Origin of the sequence: Streptomyces sp. WG7, from assembly GCF_049975785.1 — a bacterium.
Classification (GTDB): Bacteria; Actinomycetota; Actinomycetes; order Streptomycetales; family Streptomycetaceae; genus Streptomyces.
In genome coordinates, this window is record NZ_JBNGGE010000001.1 from 315,710 (window position 1) to 339,537 (window position 23,828).

General features: G+C 73.5%; 22 protein-coding genes. 10 read left to right on the plus strand and 12 right to left on the minus strand.

The window, feature by feature from the left end; translation table 11 throughout:
* Positions 1–169: 169 nt before the first annotated feature.
* Positions 170–1,693, plus strand: a complete 1,524-nt coding sequence (locus ACP4J0_RS01400; protein WP_426596907.1) for a CehA/McbA family metallohydrolase — start codon at positions 170–172, stop codon at positions 1,691–1,693.
* Here the strand turns inward: ACP4J0_RS01400 and ACP4J0_RS01405 are convergent.
* Entirely contained in the window at positions 1,665–2,495 is an 831-nt protein-coding gene (locus ACP4J0_RS01405; RefSeq protein WP_426596734.1) for an endonuclease/exonuclease/phosphatase family protein, read from the minus strand. The genes ACP4J0_RS01400 and ACP4J0_RS01405 overlap by 29 nt on opposite strands.
* Before the next feature lie 99 nt (positions 2,496–2,594).
* Between ACP4J0_RS01405 and ACP4J0_RS01410 the strand changes: the two genes are divergently transcribed.
* From ACP4J0_RS01410 to ACP4J0_RS01420, 3 genes are all read left to right on the plus strand, one after another.
* On the plus strand, positions 2,595–3,011 hold the full coding sequence (locus tag ACP4J0_RS01410; RefSeq protein WP_426596735.1) for a nitroreductase/quinone reductase family protein: 417 nt from the start codon (positions 2,595–2,597) through the stop codon (positions 3,009–3,011).
* Between the two features lie 102 nt (positions 3,012–3,113).
* Positions 3,114–6,086, plus strand: coding sequence for an AfsR/SARP family transcriptional regulator (locus ACP4J0_RS01415; protein ID WP_426596736.1), 2,973 nt, complete (start codon positions 3,114–3,116; stop codon positions 6,084–6,086).
* Positions 6,087–6,422: 336 nt separating this feature from the next.
* Complete coding sequence (locus ACP4J0_RS01420; RefSeq protein WP_426596737.1) at positions 6,423–6,647, plus strand: hypothetical protein; 225 nt, start codon at positions 6,423–6,425, stop codon at positions 6,645–6,647.
* A 158-nt stretch (positions 6,648–6,805) separates the two neighbouring features.
* Here the strand turns inward: ACP4J0_RS01420 and ACP4J0_RS01425 are convergent, their stop codons facing one another.
* A complete protein-coding gene (locus ACP4J0_RS01425) occupies positions 6,806–9,265 on the minus strand; it encodes a PQQ-binding-like beta-propeller repeat protein (RefSeq protein WP_426596738.1) in 2,460 nt (819 codons plus the stop codon).
* A gap of 242 nt (positions 9,266–9,507) precedes the next feature.
* Positions 9,508–10,359 carry a VOC family protein gene (locus tag ACP4J0_RS01430; RefSeq protein ID WP_426596739.1) on the minus strand — a complete coding sequence of 284 codons (852 nt, stop codon included), beginning with the start codon at positions 10,357–10,359 and terminating at the stop codon, positions 9,508–9,510.
* A 134-nt stretch (positions 10,360–10,493) separates the two neighbouring features.
* Here ACP4J0_RS01430 and ACP4J0_RS01435 point away from each other — a divergent pair, with 134 nt between their 5' ends.
* Complete coding sequence (locus ACP4J0_RS01435) at positions 10,494–11,129, plus strand: TetR family transcriptional regulator (protein WP_426596908.1); 636 nt, start codon at positions 10,494–10,496, stop codon at positions 11,127–11,129.
* 114 nt (positions 11,130–11,243) lie between these two features.
* Here the strand turns inward: ACP4J0_RS01435 and ACP4J0_RS01440 are convergent, their stop codons facing one another.
* On the minus strand, positions 11,244–11,471 hold the full coding sequence (locus ACP4J0_RS01440) for a hypothetical protein (RefSeq protein WP_426596740.1): 228 nt from the start codon (positions 11,469–11,471) through the stop codon (positions 11,244–11,246).
* A 283-nt stretch (positions 11,472–11,754) separates the two neighbouring features.
* Here ACP4J0_RS01440 and ACP4J0_RS01445 point away from each other — a divergent pair, with 283 nt between their 5' ends.
* Together ACP4J0_RS01445 and ACP4J0_RS01450 are read left to right on the plus strand one after the other, a co-directional pair.
* Complete coding sequence (locus ACP4J0_RS01445) at positions 11,755–12,180, plus strand: pyridoxamine 5'-phosphate oxidase family protein (protein ID WP_426596741.1); 426 nt, start codon at positions 11,755–11,757, stop codon at positions 12,178–12,180.
* A gap of 115 nt (positions 12,181–12,295) precedes the next feature.
* A complete protein-coding gene (locus ACP4J0_RS01450; RefSeq protein WP_426596742.1) occupies positions 12,296–12,964 on the plus strand; it encodes a pyridoxine/pyridoxamine 5'-phosphate oxidase in 669 nt (222 codons plus the stop codon).
* A 7-nt stretch (positions 12,965–12,971) separates the two neighbouring features.
* On the opposite strand, the gene ACP4J0_RS01455 is transcribed toward ACP4J0_RS01450, so the two are convergent.
* The 3 genes from ACP4J0_RS01455 to ACP4J0_RS01465 all read right to left on the minus strand — a co-directional run bounded on the left by ACP4J0_RS01455 (position 12,972) and on the right by ACP4J0_RS01465 (position 15,878).
* On the minus strand, positions 12,972–13,586 hold the full coding sequence (locus ACP4J0_RS01455) for a GNAT family N-acetyltransferase (protein ID WP_426596743.1): 615 nt from the start codon (positions 13,584–13,586) through the stop codon (positions 12,972–12,974).
* Between the two features lie 69 nt (positions 13,587–13,655).
* Positions 13,656–14,540, minus strand: a complete 885-nt coding sequence (locus ACP4J0_RS01460; RefSeq protein ID WP_426596744.1) for a hypothetical protein — start codon at positions 14,538–14,540, stop codon at positions 13,656–13,658.
* 21 nt (positions 14,541–14,561) lie between these two features.
* On the minus strand, positions 14,562–15,878 hold the full coding sequence (locus ACP4J0_RS01465) for an MFS transporter (RefSeq protein WP_426596745.1): 1,317 nt from the start codon (positions 15,876–15,878) through the stop codon (positions 14,562–14,564).
* A 71-nt stretch (positions 15,879–15,949) separates the two neighbouring features.
* On the opposite strand from ACP4J0_RS01465, the gene ACP4J0_RS01470 reads away from it, so the two are divergent.
* Positions 15,950–17,029 (plus strand): GlxA family transcriptional regulator, encoded by a 1,080-nt coding sequence (locus ACP4J0_RS01470; protein ID WP_426596746.1) that lies wholly within the window; start codon positions 15,950–15,952, stop codon positions 17,027–17,029.
* Positions 17,030–17,400: 371 nt separating this feature from the next.
* On the opposite strand, the gene ACP4J0_RS01475 is transcribed toward ACP4J0_RS01470, so the two are convergent.
* The 3 genes from ACP4J0_RS01475 to ACP4J0_RS01485 form a co-directional block, all read right to left on the minus strand.
* Entirely contained in the window at positions 17,401–17,877 is a 477-nt protein-coding gene (locus ACP4J0_RS01475) for an ATP-binding protein (protein ID WP_426596909.1), read from the minus strand.
* Positions 17,878–18,395: 518 nt separating this feature from the next.
* Positions 18,396–18,908, minus strand: a complete 513-nt coding sequence (locus tag ACP4J0_RS01480; protein ID WP_426596747.1) for an EF-hand domain-containing protein — start codon at positions 18,906–18,908, stop codon at positions 18,396–18,398.
* A gap of 86 nt (positions 18,909–18,994) precedes the next feature.
* Entirely contained in the window at positions 18,995–19,375 is a 381-nt protein-coding gene (locus ACP4J0_RS01485; protein ID WP_426596910.1) for an STAS domain-containing protein, read from the minus strand.
* Between the two features lie 398 nt (positions 19,376–19,773).
* On the opposite strand from ACP4J0_RS01485, the gene ACP4J0_RS01490 reads away from it, so the two are divergent.
* Positions 19,774–20,364 carry a sigma-70 family RNA polymerase sigma factor gene (locus tag ACP4J0_RS01490; RefSeq protein WP_426596748.1) on the plus strand — a complete coding sequence of 197 codons (591 nt, stop codon included), beginning with the start codon at positions 19,774–19,776 and terminating at the stop codon, positions 20,362–20,364.
* Between the two features lie 119 nt (positions 20,365–20,483).
* Positions 20,484–22,022, plus strand: coding sequence for a maleylpyruvate isomerase N-terminal domain-containing protein (locus ACP4J0_RS01495; RefSeq protein WP_426596911.1), 1,539 nt, complete (start codon positions 20,484–20,486; stop codon positions 22,020–22,022).
* A gap of 222 nt (positions 22,023–22,244) precedes the next feature.
* On the opposite strand, the gene purU is transcribed toward ACP4J0_RS01495, so the two are convergent.
* Together purU and ACP4J0_RS01505 are read right to left on the minus strand one after the other, a co-directional pair.
* Positions 22,245–23,138, minus strand: coding sequence for a formyltetrahydrofolate deformylase (purU, locus tag ACP4J0_RS01500; protein WP_426596749.1), 894 nt, complete (start codon positions 23,136–23,138; stop codon positions 22,245–22,247).
* Between the two features lie 95 nt (positions 23,139–23,233).
* Positions 23,234–23,734, minus strand: coding sequence for an SCO4402 family protein (locus ACP4J0_RS01505; protein ID WP_426596750.1), 501 nt, complete (start codon positions 23,732–23,734; stop codon positions 23,234–23,236).
* Positions 23,735–23,828 lie beyond the last annotated feature (94 nt).

The window sequence follows — 23,828 nt, forward strand, 5'->3', positions numbered from 1 at the left end:
CGCCACCGCGCGGTCTGCCGCTCCCCCACCGCGCGGTTTCTCGCTCTCAATCCGCCGACCCCCTTTTCTTGCACGGGAGTTCACGGCTCAATACGAGGGTTGCACGTACCACCCCTGCACCACCGATGTCATGTCACTGACGACGCAGACGACACATGGGAGCAGCAGCATGTGCGAGGACGACCACGCCGGGATCGGCAGACGCGCGGTGTTCGTGACGGGAGCCGCCGCGGCGCTTACGTTGGGAAGCGTGAGCTTCGCCTCGGCGGCACCCCGGGAGCAGCGCAAGAGGACGGTGCGCGGCACCCTGCCCGTCGGCTCGCCCGATTTCGTGTACATCCCCGTCGAGGTCCCGGCGGGTGTCCGGGAGATCCACGTCGCCTACACCTACGAGCGCCCCGCCGTCCCGGCCGGCACCGCGGGCAACGCCCTCGACATCGGCCTCTTCGACGACCGCGGCACCGACCTCGGGGGCCGGGGTTTCAGGGGCTGGTCGGGCGGGGCGCGCACGGAGTTCTTCGTACGCGCGGACGACGCGACCCCCGGCTACATCCCCGGGCCGGTGCGGGCGGGCGTGTGGCACATCGCGCTCGGCCCGTACACGGTGGCTCCGCAGGGACTGCCGTACGAGATCACGGTCACGCTGACGTACGGGGAGCAGGGCGAGACCGTACGGCCGGTGTATCCGCCCGAGCGCGCCAAGGGGCGGGGCCGTGCCTGGTACCGGGGCGACTGCCACCTGCACTCCGTGTACTCCGACGGCCGCTACACCCTCGCCGAGATCGCGGCGCTCGCGCGCGCGGCCGGCCTGGACTTCATCAACTCCTCCGAGCACAACACGCACGCGGCGCACGCGCACTGGGCGCCGGAGGCCGGGGACGACCTGCTGATCATGCTCGGCGAGGAGGTGACGACCCGCAACGGCCACGTCGTCGCCCTCGGCACCGACCCCGGCACCTTCGTCGACTGGCGCTACCGGGCCCGCGACAACCGCTTCGGCCGTTTCGCCCGGCAGATCCGCCGCGCCGGCGGCCTGGTCGTCCCGGCCCACCCGCACGCCACCTGCATCGGCTGCAACTGGAAGTTCGGGTTCGGGGAGGCGGACGCGGTCGAGGTGTGGAACGGGGCCTACACGCCCGACGACGAGGTGGCGCTGGCCGACTGGGACGGCATGCTGGTCGCCGCCGTGCGGGACGGGCGCGGCGGACGGGGCGGCGGGGACTGGATCCCGGCGATGGGCAGCAGCGACTCCCACCGCTCCCCGGACCCGATCGGGCGCCCGCAGACCGTCGTCCTCGCCGACGACCTGACGCGGGAGGCGATCCAGGAGGGCATCCGGGCCGGGCGGTCGTACGTCGCCGAGTCGGCGAAGGTGTCGCTGGCCTTCACCGCGTCCGGCGGCCGGGGCGAGCACGCCGGCATCGGCGAGCGGCTGCGCGTGGACGACGACACCCCGGTCACCGTCCGCCTGGAGGTGACGGGCGCCCCGCGCTGCACGGTCCGGTTCGTCACGGACCAGGGCGTGCTGTTCACCAGCGCCCCGCTGCCCGTGTCCGGTTCGGACGTCGTGGAGTGGAGGACGACCGCTTCGTACGCGGCGTACGTGCGGGCGGAACTGCGCCACGAGGCGGCGGCGGGACCGCTGCCGGGGGCACTGGCGGCGTTCACCAACCCGATTTTCCTGGGGCGTTAGCCTCCCCGCCGTGCGCGACCAGGTCCGCGACGACCGCCGCGTGGTCGGAGGGCCACACGCCGTCCACGGGGCCGTCGCCCGCCCGCCTCGCGGCACGTACGCGGCCGAGGCCGCCCGGACCGGGAGGGCCCACGTGGACGTAGTCGATCCGGGCGCCCGGCACCGGCCCGTCGGGGATGTACGGGTTGGCCCCGTCCCAGGTGGCGGACGGGGCCGCCGGGTCGGCGTACTCCCAGGCGTCCTGGAGCCGTCCCGCACGCAGGAGGCGTACCTCCGGCGACTGGGGAATGGCGTTGAAGTCCCCGGTGACGACGGGCGGGAAGGCGGTGCCGCGGCGGTGTCCGGCGACGAAGTCCGCCAGGGCGGCGGCCTGTTCGCGGCGCACCGCCGAGGCGTGGCCGCCCGAGTTCAGGTGGGCGGTGAAGAACGGGACCTGGTGGCCGGGCGCGTCCAGGCGGGCGTAGAGCGCGAGGCGTCCGTCGTCGATCTCCTCGGGGGCGGGCAGTCGTAGCGCGGCCCGCTCCACGACGGGCCAGCGGCTGAGTACCGCGGTGCCGATACCGACCGTGTCGTCCCCGATCCGCCGCTGCCACCGCTCGGGGGCCTCGGAGGCGGACCAGGCGCAGTGCAGGCCGAGTTCGCCGGCCAGCCACTCGGCGAGGTTCGCGCCGTCGTCGGCGGCCCACACCTCCTGGAGGCCGACGACGTCCGGCCGCAGCTCCCGCAGTACGGAGAGGATCGCCTTCTGACGGTCGGCCCACGGCCCGAACCGCCACCACAGATTCCAGGTCACGACCCGCACACCGCACCACCCGTCTCTTGACCCTGTCCTCACTTTCCCCCTGAGGTTTTCCGTGGAACATGGAGGCACACGAGACGGGAGCGTGAACGAACGATGTCGATGTCGTCCAACGCCGGAAGACCGCCGTTCGCCGAGCGGAAGTACCGGGCGGTCACAGCCGTCCAGCGCCGCCTCAACGCCGTCCTGCGCCGCCTGCCCACCCAGACCCTGCTGGAGACCACCGGCCGCGTCTCCGGCCTGCCCCGCCGCACGCCGGTGGGCGGCCGCCTGGTGGGAGACTCCTTCTGGCTGGTGTCGGAGTTCGGTGAGCGGTCCCAGTACGTCCGCAACATCCGGACCGATCCGCGGGTACGGGTACGGGTCCGGGGCCGCTGGCACACGGGAACGGCGCACCCCCTGCCCGACGACGACCCGGTCGCCCGCCTGCGGCGCCTCCCCCGGTTCAACAGCCTCGCGGTGCGGGCCATGGGGGTGGGCAAGGGGCTGCTGACGGTGCGGGTGGACCTGGAGAGGTGAGGAGCCAGGTGAGGGACCTGTGATCGGTGTCTCCCACGGCTGACGAGGTCGGCATGAACAAGGCAAACTGACGTAGTTGCTCAGGATGTCTAGGGGGACTGCATGGACGGTGTACCGCTCGTACCGGAGCAACGGCGTCCCGGATCCCCGGTGGAACCGGACGGGACGCCGGCGCTGCGCTTCGGCGTGCTCGGACCCGTACGCGCCTGGCGCGGCGACGAGCCGCTGGCCACCGGCTCCCCGCAGCAGCGCGCCCTGCTGGCCGCCCTGCTGCTCCGCGAGGGACGCACGGCCACGGCGGCCGAACTGATCGACGCCCTGTGGGGCGAGGAACCGCCGTCGCAGGCGCTCGCGGCGGTACGGACGTACGCGTCCCGGCTGCGGAAGGTCCTGGACCCCGGGGTCCTGGTGAGCGAGTCCGGCGGATACGCCGTGCGGGGCCTGGACGACGGGGCGCTGGACCTCGCGGCGGTCCAGGACCTGGCCGCCGATGCCGAGAAGGCACGCGGCGCCGGGGACCTGTGCCACGCCCGCGACCTGCTGCGCCGGGCGCTGGCACGGTGGGACGGCGAGGTACTGGCCGGCGTCCCCGGCCCCTACGCTCAGGCCCAGCGCGTCCGCCTGGAGGAGTGGCGGCTCCAACTCCTCGAAAGCCGCATCGACATGGACCTGGAGCAGGGCTGCCACGCGGAGACCGTCTCGGAACTGACGGCGCTCACCGCGGCGCACCCCCTCCGGGAACGCCTGCGGGAACTGCTGATGCTGGCCCTGTACCGCAGCGGACGCCAGGCGGAGGCCCTCGCCGTCTACGCGGACACCCGGCGCCTGCTCGCCGACGAACTCGGCGTCGACCCGCGCCCCGGCCTCCAGGAACTCCAGCAGCGCATCCTCCGGGCCGACCCGGGCCTGGCCGAGCCGTCGGCGCCGGCCGCGGAGACAGCGGCAGCCCCGGTGCGGCCTGCCCAACTGCCCGCCACCGTGCCGGACTTCACCGGGCGCGCGTCCTTCGTCCGCGAGCTGAGCGACGAACTGTCCGCCGCCTCCCGGGACGGCGCCACGGGCCGCGTGATGGCGGTCTCCGCACTCGCGGGCATCGGCGGCGTCGGCAAGACGACCCTCGCGGTGCACGTCGCCCACCAGGCGCGGGCCGCCTTCCCGGACGGGCAGCTGTACGTCGACCTCCAGGGCGCGGGCGCGCGGGCGGCGGAACCCGAGACGGTACTGGGCTCCTTCCTCCGCGCCCTGGGCACACCCGACTCGGCCATCCCCGACTCCCTGGAGGAGCGGGCCGCCCTGTACCGCTCGGTCCTGGACGGCCGCCGCGTTCTCGTCCTCCTCGACAACGCCCGGGACGCCGCCCAGGTACGCCCGCTGCTGCCCGGCACGGAGGGCAGCGCCGCACTGGTGACGGCACGGGTGCGGATGGTGGACCTCGCCGGGGCGCACCTGGTCGACCTGGACGTGATGTCCCCGGAGGAGGCGCTGGCGCTCTTCACGAAGATCGTGGGCGAGGAGCGGGTGGCCTCGGAGCGGGAAGCGGCGCTGGACGTGGTCGGGGCGTGCGGTTTCCTGCCCCTGGCGATCCGCATCGCGGCGTCCCGCCTCGCGGCCCGCCGCACGTGGACCGTGTCGGTCCTCGCCGCGAAACTGGCGGACGAACGGCGCCGGCTGGACGAGCTGCAGGCCGGGGACCTGGCCGTCAAGGCCACCTTCGAGCTGGGCTACGGCCAGCTGGAACGGGCTCAGGCCCGCGCCTTCCGCCTGCTCGGACTGGCCGACGGACCGGACATCTCCCTCGCGGCGGCAGCGGCGGTGCTGGACCTTCCCGCGCAGGACACGGAGGACCTGCTGGAGTCCCTGGTGGACACGTCGCTGCTCGAATCGGCGGCGCCGGGCCGGTACCGGTTCCACGACCTGGTGCGGCTCTACGCGCGTGCGTGCGCGGAGCGGGACGAGCATCCGCCGAGCGAGCGGGGGGCCGCGCTGTCGCGGCTGCTGGACTTCTACCTGGCCACGGCCGCGGGGGTCTACGCGATCGAACGGCCGGGCGACCGGCTGGTGGACGGCCTGGAGGCGACCGAGTACCCCGGGCTGACGTTCACCGAAGGCTCGGCGGCACTGGACTGGCTGTACACGGAGGCGGCGTCCCTGCTGGCGTGCGTGCGGCAGACGGCTGCCTCGGACCGGCTGCGGCGGGGCGTCGACCTCCTCTGGGCCGCCAAGGACCTCACCGAGTCCGGTGCCAACTCCCACCAGTACGAGACGACGGCCAGGAGCATGTGCGAAGCGACGCGCACGGCGGGCGACCCGCGGGCCGAGGGACGGGCGCGGACGGTGCTCACCGACGTCCTCCTGGTGACCGGCCGCATCCCGCAGGCGGAGGAGGAGTCACGGCTGGCGATGCGGCTCGCGGAGTCCGTCCAGGACGCCGTCGCGGTGAGCTGGGTCGCCAACAGCCAGGGGCTCATCTGCCTGCACCAGGGACGGCACGGGGACAGCAAACCGTTCTTCGAGCGGGCCATCGACGGCTTCCGGGCCCTGTGCAACCGGCCCCCGGAGGCGACGGCCCTGTGCAACCTCTCGCGCGCGCACCTGGGAGTCGGCGACGTCACGCAGGCCGTCGACTTCGCACGGCGGGGGCTGGACGCGCACGCCGAGTTCGGCAGGACCGTCCGCCTAGCCAACAGCCACTACGCGCTGGGCATCGCCCTCAACCGGGCCGGCCGGCACACGGAGGCGCTCGGACACTTCTCCGAGGCCCTGACGATCTTCACCGCGCACCGGCAGCGGCTGTGGGAGGGAACGACGAACTTCCGCGTCGCCGAGGTGCACTTCGCGGCCGGGCGGCCCGCCCAGGCGGCCCAGCACGCCGAACAGGCCCTCGCCCTCGGCTGCATCGGCGGTGACCGGATGCAGGGCAACGTGCTGACCCTGCTGGGCCGCGCCCTGTCCCGCCTGGGAGAGACGGACCGGGCCAGGGCCTGCTGGAGCAAGGCCCTCCGGCTCTACGAGCAGGAAGGCGCCGACGAGGCGAACGAGGCACGGGCCCTGCTCTCCCCCGCGTCGGCCGCCTGAACGGCGCCCGGGAAAGGCCTGCACAGGGCCCGGCACGGACGCACAGGGCCCGGGCACGGGCTTGCACAGCACCCGGGCACGGGCTGCACAGCACCCGGGCACAGGCTGCACAGGGCCCGGGCAAGGGCCTGAACCGCGCCCGGGGAACGGGGCGTTCAGTATTCGTTTATCGCCCCACGACATGCTCGTACCCGTCACACCGTCGCGTCGGGGGGCAGGCGGTCTGACCAGGAGACCCACCGGTTATGGTGCGGCTCCACACGCCCGTCCGGCGAGCCACGGGGGAGTCCCGGGCGGGCGTTCGTCACATGCCATCACAGCGGAGGGACCAAGCCCATGAGCGAGAACCAGAAGGACACGGAAGCGACGGCCACGGGCGAGGCGTCCACCGACGACACCATCAGGACGCTCGGGGAAAACCCCATGCCCGCGCCGCCGAAGGACGGGGTCGCCGCCACGGGGGAGAACCCGATGCCCAGCGGCCCGGCCGAGGCCGCGGTCAGGACGATGGCGGAGAACCCCATGCCGGCGCCGCCCGCCCTGGACCTGGACGGCAAGTAGACCTTCTGACCACACGGGATCGGCCGCGGCGGCGCGGAGGGGAGCCGCCGCGGCCGCCGTGTGTCCGCGATCAGCTCCGTACGGCGTGAGGACCGGCCCGATCCTCCCGGCGGGGACCCTGGAGACCAGGGCCCCGGGCGGGACGGACGCGCCGGTCCTCACGTCGTACGGGCCGTACCCGTGCCCTTCTCCGCGTCCAGGGCGTAGACGCAGCGGTCCTTGCTGCACGCGTACACGATGCCGTCCCGCACCACCGGGGAGCCGGTGATCTCGCCGCCGGTGGCCAGCTTCCAGCGGAGGCGGCCGTCGTCGGCCTTCAGGGTGTAGAGCAGGTGGTCGGTCGAACCGAAGTGGATGCGGCCCTCGGCGACCGCGGGGGCGCCCACGATCTCGCCGCCCGCCTGGAAGCGCCACTTGGGCGTCCCCGTGACCGCGTCCAGCGTGTACAGGCCCTTGCCGCTGCCCACGTGGACGTGGCCGGCGGCCACCAGGACCGGGTCGGTCGAGGAACGGGCCTCCGTGGCGATCCGCCAGCGGTCGCGGCCGTCGGTGGCGTCGAGGGCGTAGACCGTGCCGAGGTAGTCGACGAGGTAGACGCCGCCGCCGGTCACCGCGGGGCCGGGGACGAAGGCGGGCGGGGCGAGGAAGACCGCCGGGGCCTCGAAGTGCCAGCGGACGTGGCCGGTGGTGACCTCCAGGGCGAGGACCCTGGTGCCGGCCGAGACGTAGACGTAACCGTCGGGGGCGTGCGCGACACGGACCGGCACCCCGCCGCAGGAAGCGGCGTCGCCGATCGGGTACGACCAGCGCTCGTCACCGGTACGGGCGTCCAGCGCGCGCAGCCGGGCGTCCTGCCAGACGTACACCGTGCCGTCGTGGAGCGCGGCGCCCGCCTCCGGGGACTCGAAGTCCGTCTGGGCGCCGGTGATCTCCCACAGCTTCTGGCCGCCCGAGGACTCGTAGGCCTGGACGCCGCCGCCTCGGGTGGCGGTGACGACCGTCCCCCGGTCGGCCTGGAGGGAGTACACCCAGGCGTCGGTCTGCACGCGCCACAGGTCGGCGCCCCCGCGGGCGTCCAGGGCGAAGAGGGTGGGGCCGTCGGAGGCGTGGATACGGCCGTCCGCGACCGCCATCGACCAGGCGACGTCCCGGGTCTTGAAGCGGCGGCGCCCGGTGGCCACGTCCAGGGCGTGCACCTCGAACGAGGTGACGTAGACGAGGTCCCCGGCGACGGACGGCGTGCCCCAGACGTCGTTGGACATGCGGAAACGCCACGGGCGCCAGCCCGCCGGCGACGCCTCGGGAGGTGCGGCGGGCACGGGCGGGGCCGTCGTCGGCAGGGCGGGGCCGGCGCCGTTGACGCCCGGGCGCGGACGGGACCAGGACGCGGCGAGCGCGGCCTCCGGCGGGGGTGCCGCGACGGCCGCGGAACGCATGTCGGCGACGCGCGGGCCGGGGCCGATGGGCACCGAGGCCCCGGCCAGCCGGACCGGACCGGCGTCGGGGGCGCCGACGGGCGCGGGCACCGGTGGCGCGTGGACGGGCGGCGCCGGTACGACGGGATCGTGCGAGGGCGGGGGCGGGAGCGGAGGAGCGGGCACCGCGGGGCGGGCACCGGCCGGGCCGGCACCGCCACTGCCGCCCATGCCGCTTCCGCCCATGCCACCGCCGCCCACGCCACCGCCGCGACCGCCGGCCGTCGTGGCGAGCTTGGCCGCGGGACGGCCGCCGCGGCGGCTCTCGATCAGGCCCACCGCCCGCTCGGGCAGCCAGGCCGACGCCGTACCGCTGTCGTCGGAGCCGGAGCCGAACAGGTGCGGGGCGAGCTGCGACTGGAGGTCGGCGGGGTTGGGGCGGCCGGTCGCCTCCATCTGCATGCAGGACTCGATCAGCGGACGCAGCTCGTCCGGGAGGCCTTCGAGGTCGGGGCCCTCGCGCAGCAGCATGAAGACCGTCTCGACCGGGTTGGCGCCGTGGAACGGCGGGTGCCCGGTGGCGGCGAAGACCAGCATGGAGCCGAGCGAGAACACGTCGCTCGCGCCGGTGACGCTGCGGGAGTCCTTCGCCTGCTCCGGGGACATGTAGGCGGGGGTGCCGACAGCGACGTTCGTCATCGTCAGACGGGTGTTCGAAACGCCGGACGCGATGCCGAAGTCGATCACCCGGGGGCCGTCCTCGACGACGAGGACGTTGGAGGGCTTCAGGTCGCGGTGGACGAGTCCGGCGCCGTGGATCGACTGCAGCGCCTCCGCCACGCCCGCCGCCAGCCAGCGCACCGCCTGGGCCGGCAGCGGCCCGCACTCGTTCACTATCTCCTCGAGGGAGGGCGCGGGAACGTACGCCGTGGCCAGCCACGGGACCGCGGCACGCGGGTCGGCGTCGACCACCGCCGCCGTGTAGAAGCCGGAGACCGCGCGGGCCGCCTCCACCTCGCGGGTGAAGCGGACGCGGAACAGCTGGTCCTCCGCCAGCTCCGTCCGGACCGTCTTGATCGCCACCCGCCGGCCGGACGCCGAACGCGCGAGATAGACCAGCCCCATGCCGCCGGCACCGAGCCGCCCCAGCACCTCGAACGGCCCGATCCGCCGCGGATCGTGCTGCGTCAGCTGATCCACCACTTGCCTGCCACCTCCCCGTACGAGCCGCGCCACCCACATATGTACGCGACCGAAGTGCAGCGTCTCACCACCGCACCTCCGTGGCGCCACGCACCCCGATTCTTCCTGTCCGAGTCGCTGCTGGCGAACCTGAGGACAATCAGGGTGTCCAGCCTGATCCCGGGCAAAAGGGTAGAGGGTGGCGGGTGGAAGGCGGCGGGTGGAGAGTGGAGGGGGAGCTTCGAGCACCGCCCGCGGACCGTTCAGCGTTGCAGCAGCGCGAACGAGGCCCCCTGGCCGTCCGAGACGACGGCCACCCTCCCGTACGACGTCTCGAACGGCGGCACCCGCACCCGCCCGCCGAGCCGGGCCACCGCACCGAGCGCGGCCTCGCAGTCCTCGACCTGGAAGTGGACGAGGAAATGCGGCGGCATCTCGGCCGGGAACACGTCGGAGACCGGGGCGCGCCCGAAGTCGGGGGAGGCGTCCGGGCCGAAGAGAGCCTCGTGGAAGAGGTCGCCGTAGAAGGCGTTGGCGGCCTCCGTGTTCCGGGTGTACAGCTCGGCCCAGGCGAAGGCACCCGGCTCGTGCCGGCGTCCGAAGCCGGGGTGGCGGCCCGGCTGCCAGAGGGCGAAGACGGCACCGTCGGGGTCGGCGGCGAGCGCGGCGGTGCCCAGGTCACCGACCGGGTGGGGCGGCGTGACGACCTGGCCGCCGCCCGCCCGGATCCGCTCGGCCAGTGCCGCGGCGTCCGGGGTGTGGAAGTACACGGACCACACGGTGGGCATCCGCCCGTCCGTCTTGCGGGTCAGCGCGGCGACGGGAACACCGCCCAGCCGCGCCCATACGGCCCCTCCTTCCGCTGCCTCTTGCACCGCCTCTCGCGGCGCCTCTCGCGGCGCCTCTCGCGGCGCCTCTCGCGCTGCCTCTCGTTCCTCTTCCGCTTCCTCGAAGGTCCAGCCGAAGAGACCGCCGTAGAAGCGCTTGCCGGCCGCTACGTCGGAGAGTTGGGCGTCCACCCAGCAGGGGGCGCCCTCCGGGTACGCGGAGGGAGGTGAGGGTGACGCGGACGGGTCGCTGGATGTCCGCTTCTCGGATGCCCCGTTTTCGGCCATGCCGCCAAAGTAACCGCGCCGCCCGCACCGCGCAGACCAGGCACACCAGCCTCTTTCCGCACGCGCACCCCATTTGCAGTCGGCCGAATCGCGCTCGGATCACCCGTCGGTAAGCTGACGGCATGACAGGACAAGTGCGTACCGTTGACGGCCGCGTGGCCGGTCGACGTGGGCAGGCGACCCGGCAGAAACTGCTCGACTGCCTCAGCGACATGCTCAGCTCCTCCCCCTATCGCGATGTCAAAGTCATCGATGTCGCCCGCAAGGCAGGCACGTCGCCCGCGACCTTCTACCAGTACTTCCCGGACGTCGAGGGCGCCGTCCTGGAGATCGCCGAGCGCATGGCCGCCGAGAGTTCCGGGCTGGCCGAGCTGACGGCGGGACGCTCGTGGGTCGGCAAGGCCGGCTGGCAGACGGCGCAGGAACTCGTCGACGGATTCATGGAGTTCTGGCGGAAGAACGACGCGATCCTGCGCGTCGTCGATCTGGGCGCGGCCGAGGGCGACAAGCGGTTCTCCAAGATCCGCATGCGGATCCTGAACTCGGTCAACTCCTCCCTCGCCGACTCGGTCGCCGAACTGCAGGCCAAGGGCAAGGTCGACAAGGACGTGAACCCCGCGGCGATCGCCGGTTCCCTGGTCGTGATGCTCGCGGCCGCCGCCTCGCACCAGAAGGGTTTCTCCTCCTGGGGCGTCAAGCAGGCCGAACTCAAGCCGCACCTGGCCCTGTTGATGTACCTGGGCATCACCGGCAAGAAGCCCACCAAGTAGCACACCGCCCAGCAGCCGAACCTGTCATCCCCGCGGCCCCGCGCCCCGCGTGACGTCGGCAGCGGCCGGTCACGCACCACGTGCTCCACGTGCTCCATCACGCCTCAACAGGCCTCACCAGGCCGTATCACGCTTCATCACCAGCGCCGACGTCAGCCGCCGCGCCCGCACCACCTCGCTGACCGCCCGCTCGAACTCGGCGACCGTGTCCCGGCCCTCCTGCCGCATCGACACGATGACCAGCGCCTCGACGTTCAGCGCCTCTGCATTCCAGGCCTCGGCATTCCACGTCTCGGCGGCCACCCCCTCGACGTCCAGCGCCTCCATGTCCAGCGCCTCCATGTCCAGCGCCTCGATGCCCAGCTCCCGCGATGGACGGGCCCGCCACCGCCCGGCAGCCACCGGCCGCCCCCGCCCGCTCCGGCTCGCGCAGCCGCCGGTGCCCGTGCAGACTGGCGTCCTGGGGCTGCCGCGCACGGTCCGCCGTGCCGCCGTCCACCCCACGGCCGGCATCGGCGCGCGTTTCGTCGGTGCGGCGCCCGGCATCCGCCGAACGGGGAACAGCGGGCTGCCCGACCGGTGTTGTGTCCCACATCGACGCCCGTACCCGCTGGAGGAGACCGGAATGGCCCTGACCCGCGAAGAGCGTGAGAAGTTCCTGGCCGAGCCCCACATCGCCGCGCTCGCGGTCGACGCGGGAGCGGGCCGCGCCCCGCTGACCCTGCCGATCTGGTACCAGTACGAACCGGGCGGCGAAGCGTGGATCATGACCGGCCTCGACAGCCGCAAGAATGAACTGATCAAGGCGGCGGGCCGGTTCTCCCTGATGGTCGACCGGCTGGAGCCCACCATCCGTTACGTGTCGGTGGAGGGGCCGGTCGTCGAGACGGCCCCCGCCACCGAGGAGCGTCTGCGGGAGATGGCGGCCCGCTATCTGCCGGCCGAGAAGGTCGACGGTTACGTCGACTTCGCCTCCGCGAACCACGGCGAGCAGGTCGTCGTCCGGATGCGGCCCGAACGCTGGGTCTCCTCCGACCTCGGCTCCCTGTGAAACCCTGCCGCCCGTGACCCCGGGGACCCCGTACACCCCGCTCTCCCGTGCCCCGGCACCCCGGCACCCCGGCACCCCGGCACCCCGGCACCCCGGCACCCGTGACAATCGGGGCATGGGAACCGACCTTCACGAGCTGCTGAGGTCACTGCGGGTGTGGGATCCCGCGGTCACCGACCTGCCGCCCTTCGACCCGGCCACCGCGCCCGGCGATCCCCTGACCCTGTTCACGCGGTGGTTCGCCGACGCGGTGGCGGCCGGTCAGACCGAGCCGCACACGATGTCGCTGGCGACGTCGGACGCGGCGGGCCTGCCGGACGTCCGCATCGTGATGCTGCACGGTGCGGACGCGGACGGCTGGTCCTTCGCCACGCACGCCGACAGCCGCAAGGGCCGCCACCTCGCCGCCCGCCCGTATGCCGCCCTCGTCTTCTACTGGCCGGCGCTGGGCCGCCAGGTGCGCCTGCGCGGCCCGGTCGCCGTCGCACCGGCCGAGGAGGCGCAGGCCGACCTGCACGCGCGGTCGACCGGCGCGCTGGCCGCCGCCCTCACCGGCCGGCAGAGCGCGGACCTGCACTCGCCGGACGAACTGGCCCGGGCGTCGGAGGCCGCCTGGGAACGGGCCGGACGGGAGCCGACGGCTCCCGTCCCGTCGTGGACGCTGTACCGGCTGCTCCCCGACGAGGTGGAGTTCTTCCAGGGGGACGCCCGCCGCCGCCACGTACGGCTGGCCTACCGGCGGACGGAGGACGGCGGCTGGAGCACACGGTCGCTGTGGCCGTGAGCGGCGCTCACCGCCCGTCGCCGGGCCCCGCCGGCTCCTCGTCCGTCGCCAGCCGCGCGTGCAGGTGCACGTCCCGGAACGCGTCCTGCCGGCCGGCCTCGAACATCGCGCCGCGCAGCGTGCCCTCGCAGGCGTAGCCGCAGCGCTCGGCCGTCCGGCAGGACGCGTGGTGGCCCACCGCGTGGCCCAGTTCCAGGCGGTGCAGGCCGAGTTCCGCGAAGGCCCAGCGCGTGGCGAGGAGCAGGGCCCGGGTGGCGACCCCCTGGCCGCGAGCCTCCGGGAGCACCCAGTAGCCGACCCGTGCCAGCTTCAGCGGCCGGTTGATGTCCCCGACACCGATGTGGCCCAGCGTCGTGCCGCTCTGCGCGTCCGTGACCCGGAACGACACGGATGTGCCCTCCGCGGCCTCCCGTGCCCGCGCCCGCAGCGCCTCACGGGCACCGCCGAGGTCCGTCCACAGCTTCAGCGGGGTGTTCCAGCGCTGGAACTCGGGGTCGAGGTGACCGCGCAGCCACGTCTGCGCGTCGTCCTCGGAGCCGGCGTCCCAGGGCCGGAGGTGGAGGGCGTGTCCGCGCGGTTCGGTGTGCGCGGGGGCGAGGGTGTGCATGCGTGTCTGAGCCATCGGGCCATTCAATCCGACCGGCGTGGTGGACGGGGGCGGAGCGGCAGGGGCGGAGCGGCGGGGGCGGGCTCATGCGAGGGTGAGGATCCTCAGCTCCCCGGCGTCCGGGTCACCGAGCAGCACGAACAGCTCCGGCTCCTGCTCGGTGCCGCCGATCGTCCAGTCCATCTCCTGCCCGCAGTCGCCGTTCAGCCGGACGAGGACCCCGTCGCGATACCGGCCGGCCTCGCCCGCCCGCTCGACGGCCCAGGTGCCGGTGCCGTCGCACGCCGTGACGCCGTCGAAGTCCTCGGAGACCGGTATCCGGCCGGCTTCGGCCGCACCGTCCGGACGCAGCGTCAGCACGGCCCCGTCGGCGCCGTGCCACGACCCGGCGAGCTGCCCGGCGGAGAGCACCGGGGGCGTGTAGGAGTCGATCAGGACGAAGCCGCACGCGCCGGTCAGGACGAGCAGCCCCGCGCCGGCACCCGCCGAGCGCAGCCAGATACCCCGCTCCCACGCACGTCCGCGCAGGTACGCCAGCCCGAGAACCGGCAGGACCCCGCCGCCGGCGCACCACAGGGCCGCCTCGACGAGCGGCGCCCCCCACAGCGCGCCGGCCGCCACCGCCCCGGCCGTGCCGACCAGTACGGACGCCGACAGATGCCAGACCCACTCGGGTCCCCGGCAGTGCCGCGGCCGCAGGCGGGCCAGGGCGGCGGCCGGCATGACCTGCAGCGTGGCGTGCAGCAGGCCGAGGCACGGCACGATCACCGGCGCGGTCACCAGCAGGCAGGCCACGCCCAGGGCACCCCCGTACGCGCCGTGGTCGTCCGCGCTCGTCGCGACGATCCACCACCACAGCCCGACCGCCGGAAACTGCGCCGCGCACAGCGCCGCCGCCTGACTCCACTCACCGTTCGACCAGGTCGGGCGCCTGCGCCCGCTTCGCTCCCCCGCCGTCGCCCACCCCATGCGCGGCAGCCTACGGCCCGGTCACGACAGGGCGGCCGCCGGAGCCGCCGGCCGCCGGATCACCAGTGCCATCAGCGCCGCCGCCGCGCACAGGGCGCCGGACGCGACCCAGACCACGTCGTACGACCCGAAGTGGTCGCGGGCGACGCCGCCGAGGAAGGCGACGAGGGCGGCGCCGATCTGGTGGGAGGCGAGGACCCAGCCGAAGACGATCGCGCTGTCGTCGCCGTAGTGCTCGCGGCACAGGGCGAGGGTGGGCGGGACGGTGGCGACCCAGTCGAGGCCGTAGAAGACGATGAAGAAGACCATCGGCGGGTGGATGCTGGGCGCGAGCAGCATGGGGAGGAAGAGGAGGGAGACGCCGCGCAGGGCGTAGTAGACGGCGAGCAGGCGGCGCGGTTCGAAGCGGTCGGTGAACCAGCCGGAGGCGACCGTGCCGACCACGTCGAACACGCCGATCACGGCGAGCATCGAGGCGGCGGCCGTCAGCGGCATGCCGTGGTCGTGGGCGGCGGGCACGAAGTGGGTCTGGATCAGGCCGTTGGTCGAGGCGCCGCAGATCGCGAAGGTGCCGGCGAGCAGCCAGAACGGGCCGGTGCGCACGGCGGAGAAGAGGACCGTCAGCGCGCGGCGGGCGGCACCGGGCACGGGGGCGGGCTTGGGAACGAACTCCGCGGCGCCGTACGGCTTCTGGCCCACGTCCGCCGGGTGGTCGTGGAGGAGCAGCCAGACGAAGGGGACGACGGCGAGGGCGGCCAGGGCGACGGTGACGGCCGCGGGGCGCCAGTCGTACGTCTCCACGATCCAGGACAGCAGCGGCAGGAAGACCAGTTGTCCGGAGGCCGCGGCGGCGGTGAGCACGCCGGTGACCAGGCCGCGCCGCTCGGTGAACCAGCGGTTGGTGACGGTGGCGGCGAAGGCCAGCGCCATCGAGCCGGAGCCGAGACCGACGAGCAGGCCCCAGCAGAGGATCAGTTGCCAGGCGGAGTCCATCCACACCGTCAGGCCCGAGCCGAGGGAGATCACGACCAGGGCGACCGCGACCACGCGGCGGATGCCGAAGCGGTCCATCAGCGCCGCCGCGAAGGGGGCCGTCAGTCCGTAGAGCGCGAGGTTGACGGAGACGGCGGCGCCGACCGTGCCGCGCGACCAGCCGAATTCCTCGTGGAGCGGGTCGACGAGGATGCCCGGCAGGGAGCGGAAGGCGGCGGCGCCGATGATCGTCACGAAGGTGACGGCGGCGACCCACCAGGCGCGGTGCACCCGGGTGCGGCGGCGCGGGAGGACGGGCTCCGGCTGGGGCACGGGTGCTGGGGCGGCATCGGTGGTCCGGGTCATACCAAGGAGCTTCCGGTTGGGGACCCGTCCGATCGAGTGGCCCGAAGGACACGGTTCGCTAGGATCGGGCCATGGCGTCCGACCGCACGTACCGCCCGACCCGGCCGCTCCCGCAGAACGCGCAGCACCCGCCGCACCCGCAGAACCCGCTACGCCCGCCGCACCGGCCGCACCGCGTCGTCGTCCTCGCCCTCGACGGCCTGCTCCCCTTCGAACTGGGCATCCCGCAGCGGATCTTCGGGCGCGCCCGGGACGAACACGCGTGCCCGCTGTACGAGGTCGTCACCTGCTCGGTCCGCCCGCCGGGCCCGGTCGACACCGACGCGGATTTCGCGATCCTGGTCGAGAACGGCCCCGAGGCCCTGGCCACCGCCGACACGGTCGTCGTCCCGACCTCCTACGAACTGGGTCCGGTCCACGAGGAGGGCGTGCTGACCGAGGAGCTGGCGGCCGCGCTCGCGCTCGTCCGGCCGGGCACCCGGCTCGTCGCGATCTGCACGGGCGGGTACGTCCTGGCCGCCGCCGGGTACCTCGACGGCCGGCCGGCGACCACGCACTGGGCCTCCGCCGAGCACTTCCAGCGGCTGTTCCCGAAGGTGCGGGTGGACGCGGACGTGCTGTTCGTCGACGACGGCGACGTGCTCACCTCGGCCGGGGTCGCGGCCGGGATCGACCTGTGCGTGCACATCGTGCGCCGGGACCACGGCACCGCCGTCGCCAACGACGTGGCCCGTCGCACCGTCGTGCCGCCCCACCGCGACGGCGGGCAGGCGCAGTACATCGAGCGGCCGGTGCCCGATCCGCGGCAGTCCTCCACGGCCAACGCCCGCGCCTGGGCGCTCGGCCGCCTCCAGGACCCCATCCAGCTGCGGGACATGGCCGCCCAGGAGTCGATGTCCGTACGCACCTTCACCCGCCGCTTCCGCGAGGAGGTCGGCGTCAGCCCGGGCCAGTGGCTCACCGGGCAGCGTGTCGAACGGGCCCGGCACCTGCTGGAGTCCACCGCCCTGTCCGTCGACCGGGTGGCCCGCGACGCGGGCTTCGGCACGGCCCAGTCGATGCGGCAGCACCTGCAGGCGACGCTCGGGGTCACCCCGACCGCATACCGGCGAACCTTCCGGGCCGAGTTGTCCACAACCTGTGGACAGTGAGCGGACGCTCCAGCGCTCTCTCCCGGACTCGTCGGAACGGCGGCGCGGTGCTGTCCGCCCCGAGCATGGCACCGCGCGCCGCCACCCGACTCCGGCGCTCCCGCCCGGCTCCCGTCGCCCCCCGGGGGAACCGCCGCCGAATCACGACCCACACTCGTCGAGGGCTCCGTCACCGAACCCTCGTCGTCCCCTCGCGGCGAATCGTTGCCTCCAAGCGTGAGGAAGCGGTCACGATCCGTCAACCAGTCGAGGGGGATTCATCACTTACGTCCCCTTCGCGCGGGACGCGCACGGAAGCACGTCCGGCGCACGGCCGCACCGGCCCCGGAGAAAGGGGGGCCTCATTGCACCCGGCGCATCCCGCGCCGTCGCTACACCACTTCGTACGCGAACCCGTCGCACGCCACCGTGCCGCCGCCGCTCCCGCAGGCCGGGGCGGCGTCCTCGCGGTCGCCGCAGCGGTCGAGTTCGCACCAGATGCGTTTGCCGGTGCCTTCCCGGCTCCAGCCCCAGCGGTCGGCGAGGCCGTCGACCAGGGCCAGGCCCCGGCCGCCCGTCGCCTCACCGTTCACGCAGCGGGGCACCGGTGCCAGGTCGCTGGTGTCGTCCACCTCGAGGCGGACCGTGGCCTCCTCGGTCTCCTCGGTCACCGTTCCCGGCAGCACCAGCCGCAGCACGGCCGAACGGCCGGTGTGCACGACGGCGTTGGTGACGAGTTCGGAGACGAGCAGGACCAGCGTCTCGGCGAGTGGCTCATCCGCCTGTATCCCGGCCCCTGCGAGCCGTGAGCGCGCCCACCGCCTCGCACGCCCCACTTCCGAGGGGTCGGGCCGGACCTCCAGTTGCACTTGAAGCACCTGCACCGCTCACACCATCCGAACCGGCGGACACAAAGGCTCGCGCCTCATGAGGGCCACGATCGTAGCCATTCTCTGCATGGCCAGAACAACGGCCGGGTCACGGGTCACAGAACGTGAATCCCTTGCGACACAGCATGGTTGACGTACAGTCACGCCAACAAGCGCTTCGGGCATATTCCAGCGCGAAGGAGTACCGGTGCGGCATACTGTGCGACGCTCGTTCCGGGAAGCCGGACCGGTGGCGGCCGAACGCCGTTCCACCCTGCGGGGCAAGGCGCACACCGCCGGTTCCGGAGCCGCCCCAGGGGCAACTCCGGCACGGCCGGCGCTCAGGACCACTCGCATCCCACACAAGGTACCGGAGTGTGGCACCGACTCCGGGCCGTGACGGGTCACGCGGCGGACACAACCCGGTATCAACGCTCCGTGACGCTCCTCTGCCACGATCCGCGACATCCGTCACGCCGCCGGCGCCCGCGGGGCCGGCCCGTCGCCTTCGGGGCGCGTTACTCGGGCACGGTGAAGTAGCGGGCGAACGCCGAGACGATCTCCGCCTCCCCCACCTTGCCGTCGCCGTCCGTGTCGAGCGCGGCGGCGACCGACCGGGCGGTGTCCCCGGGCACGCCGAGCACGGTGAGCACGCGTGCGGCGTCCTCGACGGTGGCGGCTCCGTCGCCGTCGGTGTCGGCGACGTCCAGGGCCGCGTGCAGGAAGGGGCGCGCGATCTCGGCGAACCGGTCCGGGGTGTCGCGCAGCCGCTTGACCGCCGCGGTGACGAACTCCTCGCGGGTGATGCGCTGGTCGCCGTCCCGGTCGGCGATGCCCGCCATGCCCTGCCAGAGCGCTTCCGCACCGCCGTACAGGGCCTGCCCCTTGTCGGAGCGGGCGGTGGTGCCGAACTCGGCGAGCAGCGCCTTGGCCGCTTCACTGAAGTCCGCGCGGTCGATGTAGCCGTTGCCGTCCTGGTCGAAGGTGGCGAACCTCGCGGCGATCCTGCGCTCGTACTCGCTGTTGACCATTGTTTCCTCCGGCCGCCTCACGTCGTGTCGGTGCTCTGCGCCTCTCGCTCGGAGCGTACGACGCGGGGTGCGGCCGCGGGCGGCATCTACGCGGAGAGCGAGCGCGGCCCGTCGCCGGTCGCCGAGGCGAGATCGGGGTGGACGTCGAAGAGCCGGCGCACCCCGAGCGCGCCGAGGACACGGTTGACGTGGGAGCCGTCGACGGCGCCCTGGGCCGGCAGTATCAGCCGCAGCCGGCCCTGGCAGGAGCGGATGAGCCGGCGGGAGGCGATGAGCACGCCGACCCCGCTGGAGTCGCAGAAGAGGACCTCGGAAAGATCCAGGACAAGACTGTGCCGCCCCTCGGCCACCTCGTCGTGCACGCGCTGCCGCAGCACCGGTGACGTCACCAGGTCCAGTTCGCCCGACACCTGGAGCACGGCCCACTGGCCCCGCTCGCCGCCGGTCACTTTGAACGTCACCACCATGCCCTTCATTCGTCGGAACGTCCGGAATCACCCGAAACGGAAGCCGTGCTTACGCTTCCTGGGCGCGCGCCTGCCCACCGGCCGTTCCCGCAAACACCCGGCCGGAAACAGTGCTCGGTCAGAAGAGGCTTGTTTCAGACGGTTTCGATCCTGTTCGTTCGAAAGTAATCGAATCCGGTCGCACGGTAGAGGGTAGGGGAGGCGGACCGGCGCGTTTACCACCTGGGGGCCGTCGGGGGCGTGCATTGACATAAAGGGGCGTGCGGTGTCGGACCCGCCGACTACATTCGGGAACACGGTGGCCGAAGCCTGGTGACCGGTGCGGGCGGGACGACCATGGAACGACCACGAAACGACCATGGAACGACCAGGAGACCGAGCAGGGGGTGAAGGGCCGGATGGCGAGAAGCGACGTACCACTGAGGTGGGACCGCAAGATGCAGCAGCGGCTCGCGCGCGGCGAGGCCGCCGCCCTGGGGGAGTTCTACGACCGGTTCGCCTCACTCGTGCACGGCCTCGCGCACCGTGTGCTCGGTGACGAGCGGGCCGCCGACCACCTCACACGCGACGTCTTCGCGTACGTCTGGGAGCATCCGGACGTCTACGACCCCCGGCAGGGCCCGCTGCGCACGTGGGTGGCCGCGCTGACCCACCGCCTGGCCGTGCAGCGGCTGCGCGCCACCGAGACGGCCGCGCTCGCCCGCGGCGGTCCCGGCACCGCCGAGGAGCTGGAGAGCAGGGTGCGCCACGCCTCGGTCGCCGCCCGCGCCGACTACATCGTCCAGTCCATGCCGGCCCCGCTGCGCGCCGCCCTGGAACTGGCCTACTTCCAGCGCCGCGACTACCGCCAGACCGCCGCCGACCTGGGCGTCACGGAGGACGAAGCCCGCCGCCGCCTCCGCCTGGGCCTCCAGCTCCTGTCCACCGCCCGGGAAGCCGCCTCCCCGGACACACCCGGGACCCCGCCGGGATACGGGGGTGCGGCATGAAGGAGGCGCGCGACGAGACCGGGGGCCAGGGCCGTGACCCGGGCGGCCCACATGACCCCAGGCCGCCGAGTGACCCCGGTGAACCGGCGGCCCTCGGTGGCCTTGAGGGAGTCGGCGGAATCGGTGGAGTCGGTGGACCCGATGGGTCCGGTGGGTCCGGTGGTCCCGGCGGACCGGGTGGGCCTGGTGAGCCTGGCGGACCCGATGGGTCCGGCGGACCGGGCGGGCCTGGCGGACCCGGTGAGCCCGGCGGACCCGACGGGCCAGACGGGCCAGACGGGACCAGCGAGGTCGTTAGGCCCGGTGAGCCCGGCGGCCCCGGTGAGCCCAGCGGAACCACTGCGCCCGGCGGACTCGGTGAGCCCAGGGGACTCGGTGAGCCCAGGGGGCTCGGTGGGCCTTGCGGGCCCAGCGGGCCCAGCGGACCCAGCGGGCCCGCGTCCTTCGGCGGAGGGGAAGGGGGCGGGGCCGCGCCCCGTATACCGCTCCCCCGGGTGTCCGTCGAGGACGGTGGGCGGGCCCTGCCCGATGTGGTGCCGGGTGGGCCGGTCGCGTTGGAGCACCAGGTGCTGACGTCGCTGCTCGGGGCGTGGGCGCTGGCCGCCTGCTCGGCGGAGGAGGCGGCGTCCGTCGAGGAGCATCTCGATGAGTGCGACGCCTGCGCCGACGAGGCACTGCGGCTGCGCGAGGCCGTCGCTCTGCTGCAGCGGCCGGAGAGCCTCGATCTGGACCCCGCCCTGCGCAACCGCGTCCTGGACGGCTGCCTGGAGCGGCGCCCGCCGAAAATCCCGGTACCCGAGTGGGCCAGACCGTACGACGCCGAGGTCGCGCGGCTGGACGCCCTGCTCCAGGACATCGGCGACGCCGAGTGGCACGCCCCGGTCCGGCTGCGCTGGTTCGAGGCCGACGGCGCCACCAGCCGCCGTACCACCGTCGCCGGGGTCATCTCGCACCTGCTGACCGTCGACGGGCTGGTCGCGGTCGCCCTGGGCCTCGCCGACCCGCTGGACGACATCACCGCGCCCACCTCCGCCCCGGCCGACCGTACGGAGGCGTACTGGCGGGCCTCGCACGCCCCGCCCACCCGCGCGATGCGGGCACCGTGGCGCGAGCAGAGCCACGGGATCGTCCGGACGGTGTCGTTCACCGGTGACGCGGGCCGGATGCCGGTCTCGTACGGCGACTTCGAGCTGCCGCTGCACGACGCGATGCTGGACCGGGCATTCGAGTGCTGGGTGCACGCCGAGGACATCGCCGACGCGGTGGACTACCCGTACGAGCCGCCCTCCGGGCGTCATCTGAACCGCATGATCGACCTCGCTGCCCGGATGCTGCCGGCCGTCCTGGCTGCCCGCCGCCGGGACGGGCTGGCCGCGCCCGCGACCCGGCCGCACCTGGTCACGGCGGGCGAGCCGGGTCGCAGCCTGCGGCTGGAGATCGAGGGCTCGGGCGGCGGCGAGTGGCTCATCCCGCTCGACTCCCCCGGCGCGGTGGGCTCCGCCGAGCACGAGGTGGCGCATGTCGCCCTGGACGGCGTGGAGTTCTGCCGGCTGGCCGCGGGCCACGTGCCTCCGGCGGAGGCAGCGGCGGGTCAGGTGGGCGACCGGGACGCGATCAGGGACGTGCTGTTCGCGGCGGCGAGCATGAGCCGGATGTAGGGGCGCAGGGTGGCCGGTCGCGGCATCGACGGCGGCTGCGGGGTGCGCGGGGGCCGGTCGCGCAGTCCCCGGCACCTCCGGGGACGCGTTCGCCGCACGCCCTCAAGGGGCGCGGGGAACTGCGCGACCAGCCACCCACCACCCGCAGCCGCCCGCCGGACAGAACCCCCCGAGCTCCCCCGCAGAGCCCCCGCGGAGCCCCCGCAGAGCGTGCGCGGAGCCCTACGCGAAGACCACCGTCCGCCGCCCGTTCAGCAGAATCCGCCGCTCGGCGTGCCACTTCACGGCCCGCGCCAGCGCCTGGCACTCCACGTCCCGCCCGACGGCGACCAGCTGGTCCGGCGTGACGTCGTGGCCGACCCGCTCGACCTCCTGCTCGATGATCGGCCCCTCGTCGAGGTCGGCCGTCACGTAGTGCGCGGTCGCGCCGATCAGCTTCACGCCCCGCGCGTGCGCCTGGTGGTACGGCTTCGCGCCCTTGAAGCTCGGCAGGAAGGAGTGGTGGATGTTGATGATCCGGCCGCTGAGCTGCTTGCACAGGTCGTCCGAGAGGACCTGCATGTAGCGGGCCAGCACGACGAGTTCGACGTTCTCCTCGCGCACGATCTCCAGGACCCGCGCCTCGGCCTGGGGCTTGGTGTCCTTCGTCACGGGGATGTGGTGGAAGGGGATGCCGTACGACCCCACGAGCTCGGCGAAGTCCGTGTGGTTGGACACCACGGCCGCGATCTCCACCGGCAGCGCGCCGGTCCGGGCCCGGAAGAGCAGGTCGTTCAGGCAGTGCCCGAACCTGCTGACCATGAGGACGATGCGCATCTTCTCGTCGGCCCGGTTGATCTGCCAGTCCATGTGGAAGGCGTCACCGATGGCCGTGAAGCTGGCGCGCAGCTTGTCCACCGTCACCGGGGCGTCGCCCGAGAAGTGGACACGCATGAAGAACAGTCCCGTGTCGTGGTCGCCGAACTGCTGGCTGTCCTCGATGTTGCAGCCGGTCATGAACAGGTAGCTCGACACGGCGTGCACGATGCCCTGCTTGTCGGGGCAGGACAGGGTGAGGACGTACTGGTCGGCGGGGGCGGCGGCCTGGGGGACGGCCGCGGAGGACTGCTCATTCATGCAGGACAGGGTCCCATATCCGGGCTCCCGGCCCGAGTGCCGTCCCGCCAGGCGGACCCGGGACGACGTCGTCGGACGGACCCGGGACGACGTCGTCAGGCGGAGCGGGTCAGCAGCCGCAGCAGATCGAGCGAGCGGGGCTCCGCCTCCGGGTCCTCGCCGTCACCGGTGGCCAGCCGCACATGCGCGTCCCGCGCCGCCCGTACCGCCTCCGGCCAGTCCGGGTGGTCGAGGTACGCGTTCACCGGCGCGTCCGGGCCCACCTGGTGCATGATGCGCAGTACCCGCAGTACGGCGCTGTCGACGAGCGCCGCCTCCTGCGAGTCGCGGAAGACCGTGCCCACGTACTTCTCGGCGGACCAGTGGTCCAGCCAGGTGTCCTCCACCAGCCGGTACACCGCGTCGGTGACGTCTCCGTAGCCGTCCACACCGGCCAGCCAGACGTTCCGCTGGAAGGCGGGGGCGGAGAGCATGTGCAGCGCGGAGCGCACCTGGCTGCGCCAGCGCCACCACGGCATGTCGTTGAGTGGCATACCGCCCATGGTGGAGGAGCGACGGCCGCGACGAGAGGAGTTCTCCGAATCTTGCACGGTCATCGATCGTACGTTCCCCTTCACCCGCACCTCACCGGCCCCCGCAATTCACCCCGGCGTCACCACACGTTGACCGCAGGTCACTTCCAGGTTAGCC

What these genes read in the sequence shown, in the direction of transcription:
- ACP4J0_RS01440 (WP_426596740.1), bottom strand. Translation starts at nt 11,471, where the DNA reads ATGGAGGCGCTGGACATGGAGGCGCTGGACGTCGAGGGGGTGGCCGCC.
- ACP4J0_RS01450 (WP_426596742.1), top strand. Translation starts at nt 12,296, where the DNA reads ATGGGAACCGACCTTCACGAGCTGCTGAGGTCACTGCGGGTGTGGGAT.
- ACP4J0_RS01460 (WP_426596744.1), bottom strand. Translation starts at nt 14,540, where the DNA reads ATGGGGTGGGCGACGGCGGGGGAGCGAAGCGGGCGCAGGCGCCCGACC.
- ACP4J0_RS01430 (WP_426596739.1), bottom strand. Translation starts at nt 10,359, where the DNA reads ATGGCCGAAAACGGGGCATCCGAGAAGCGGACATCCAGCGACCCGTCC.
- purU (WP_426596749.1), bottom strand. Translation starts at nt 23,138, where the DNA reads ATGAATGAGCAGTCCTCCGCGGCCGTCCCCCAGGCCGCCGCCCCCGCC.
- ACP4J0_RS01445 (WP_426596741.1), top strand. Translation starts at nt 11,755, where the DNA reads ATGGCCCTGACCCGCGAAGAGCGTGAGAAGTTCCTGGCCGAGCCCCAC.
- ACP4J0_RS01485 (WP_426596910.1), bottom strand. Translation starts at nt 19,375, where the DNA reads ATGGTGGTGACGTTCAAAGTGACCGGCGGCGAGCGGGGCCAGTGGGCC.
- ACP4J0_RS01410 (WP_426596735.1), top strand. Translation starts at nt 2,595, where the DNA reads ATGTCGTCCAACGCCGGAAGACCGCCGTTCGCCGAGCGGAAGTACCGG.
- ACP4J0_RS01455 (WP_426596743.1), bottom strand. Translation starts at nt 13,586, where the DNA reads ATGGCTCAGACACGCATGCACACCCTCGCCCCCGCGCACACCGAACCG.
- ACP4J0_RS01400 (WP_426596907.1), top strand. Translation starts at nt 170, where the DNA reads ATGTGCGAGGACGACCACGCCGGGATCGGCAGACGCGCGGTGTTCGTG.
- ACP4J0_RS01415 (WP_426596736.1), top strand. Translation starts at nt 3,114, where the DNA reads ATGGACGGTGTACCGCTCGTACCGGAGCAACGGCGTCCCGGATCCCCG.
- ACP4J0_RS01505 (WP_426596750.1), bottom strand. Translation starts at nt 23,734, where the DNA reads ATGACCGTGCAAGATTCGGAGAACTCCTCTCGTCGCGGCCGTCGCTCC.
- ACP4J0_RS01490 (WP_426596748.1), top strand. Translation starts at nt 19,774, where the DNA reads ATGGCGAGAAGCGACGTACCACTGAGGTGGGACCGCAAGATGCAGCAG.
- ACP4J0_RS01470 (WP_426596746.1), top strand. Translation starts at nt 15,950, where the DNA reads ATGGCGTCCGACCGCACGTACCGCCCGACCCGGCCGCTCCCGCAGAAC.
- ACP4J0_RS01420 (WP_426596737.1), top strand. Translation starts at nt 6,423, where the DNA reads ATGAGCGAGAACCAGAAGGACACGGAAGCGACGGCCACGGGCGAGGCG.
- ACP4J0_RS01480 (WP_426596747.1), bottom strand. Translation starts at nt 18,908, where the DNA reads ATGGTCAACAGCGAGTACGAGCGCAGGATCGCCGCGAGGTTCGCCACC.
- ACP4J0_RS01465 (WP_426596745.1), bottom strand. Translation starts at nt 15,878, where the DNA reads ATGACCCGGACCACCGATGCCGCCCCAGCACCCGTGCCCCAGCCGGAG.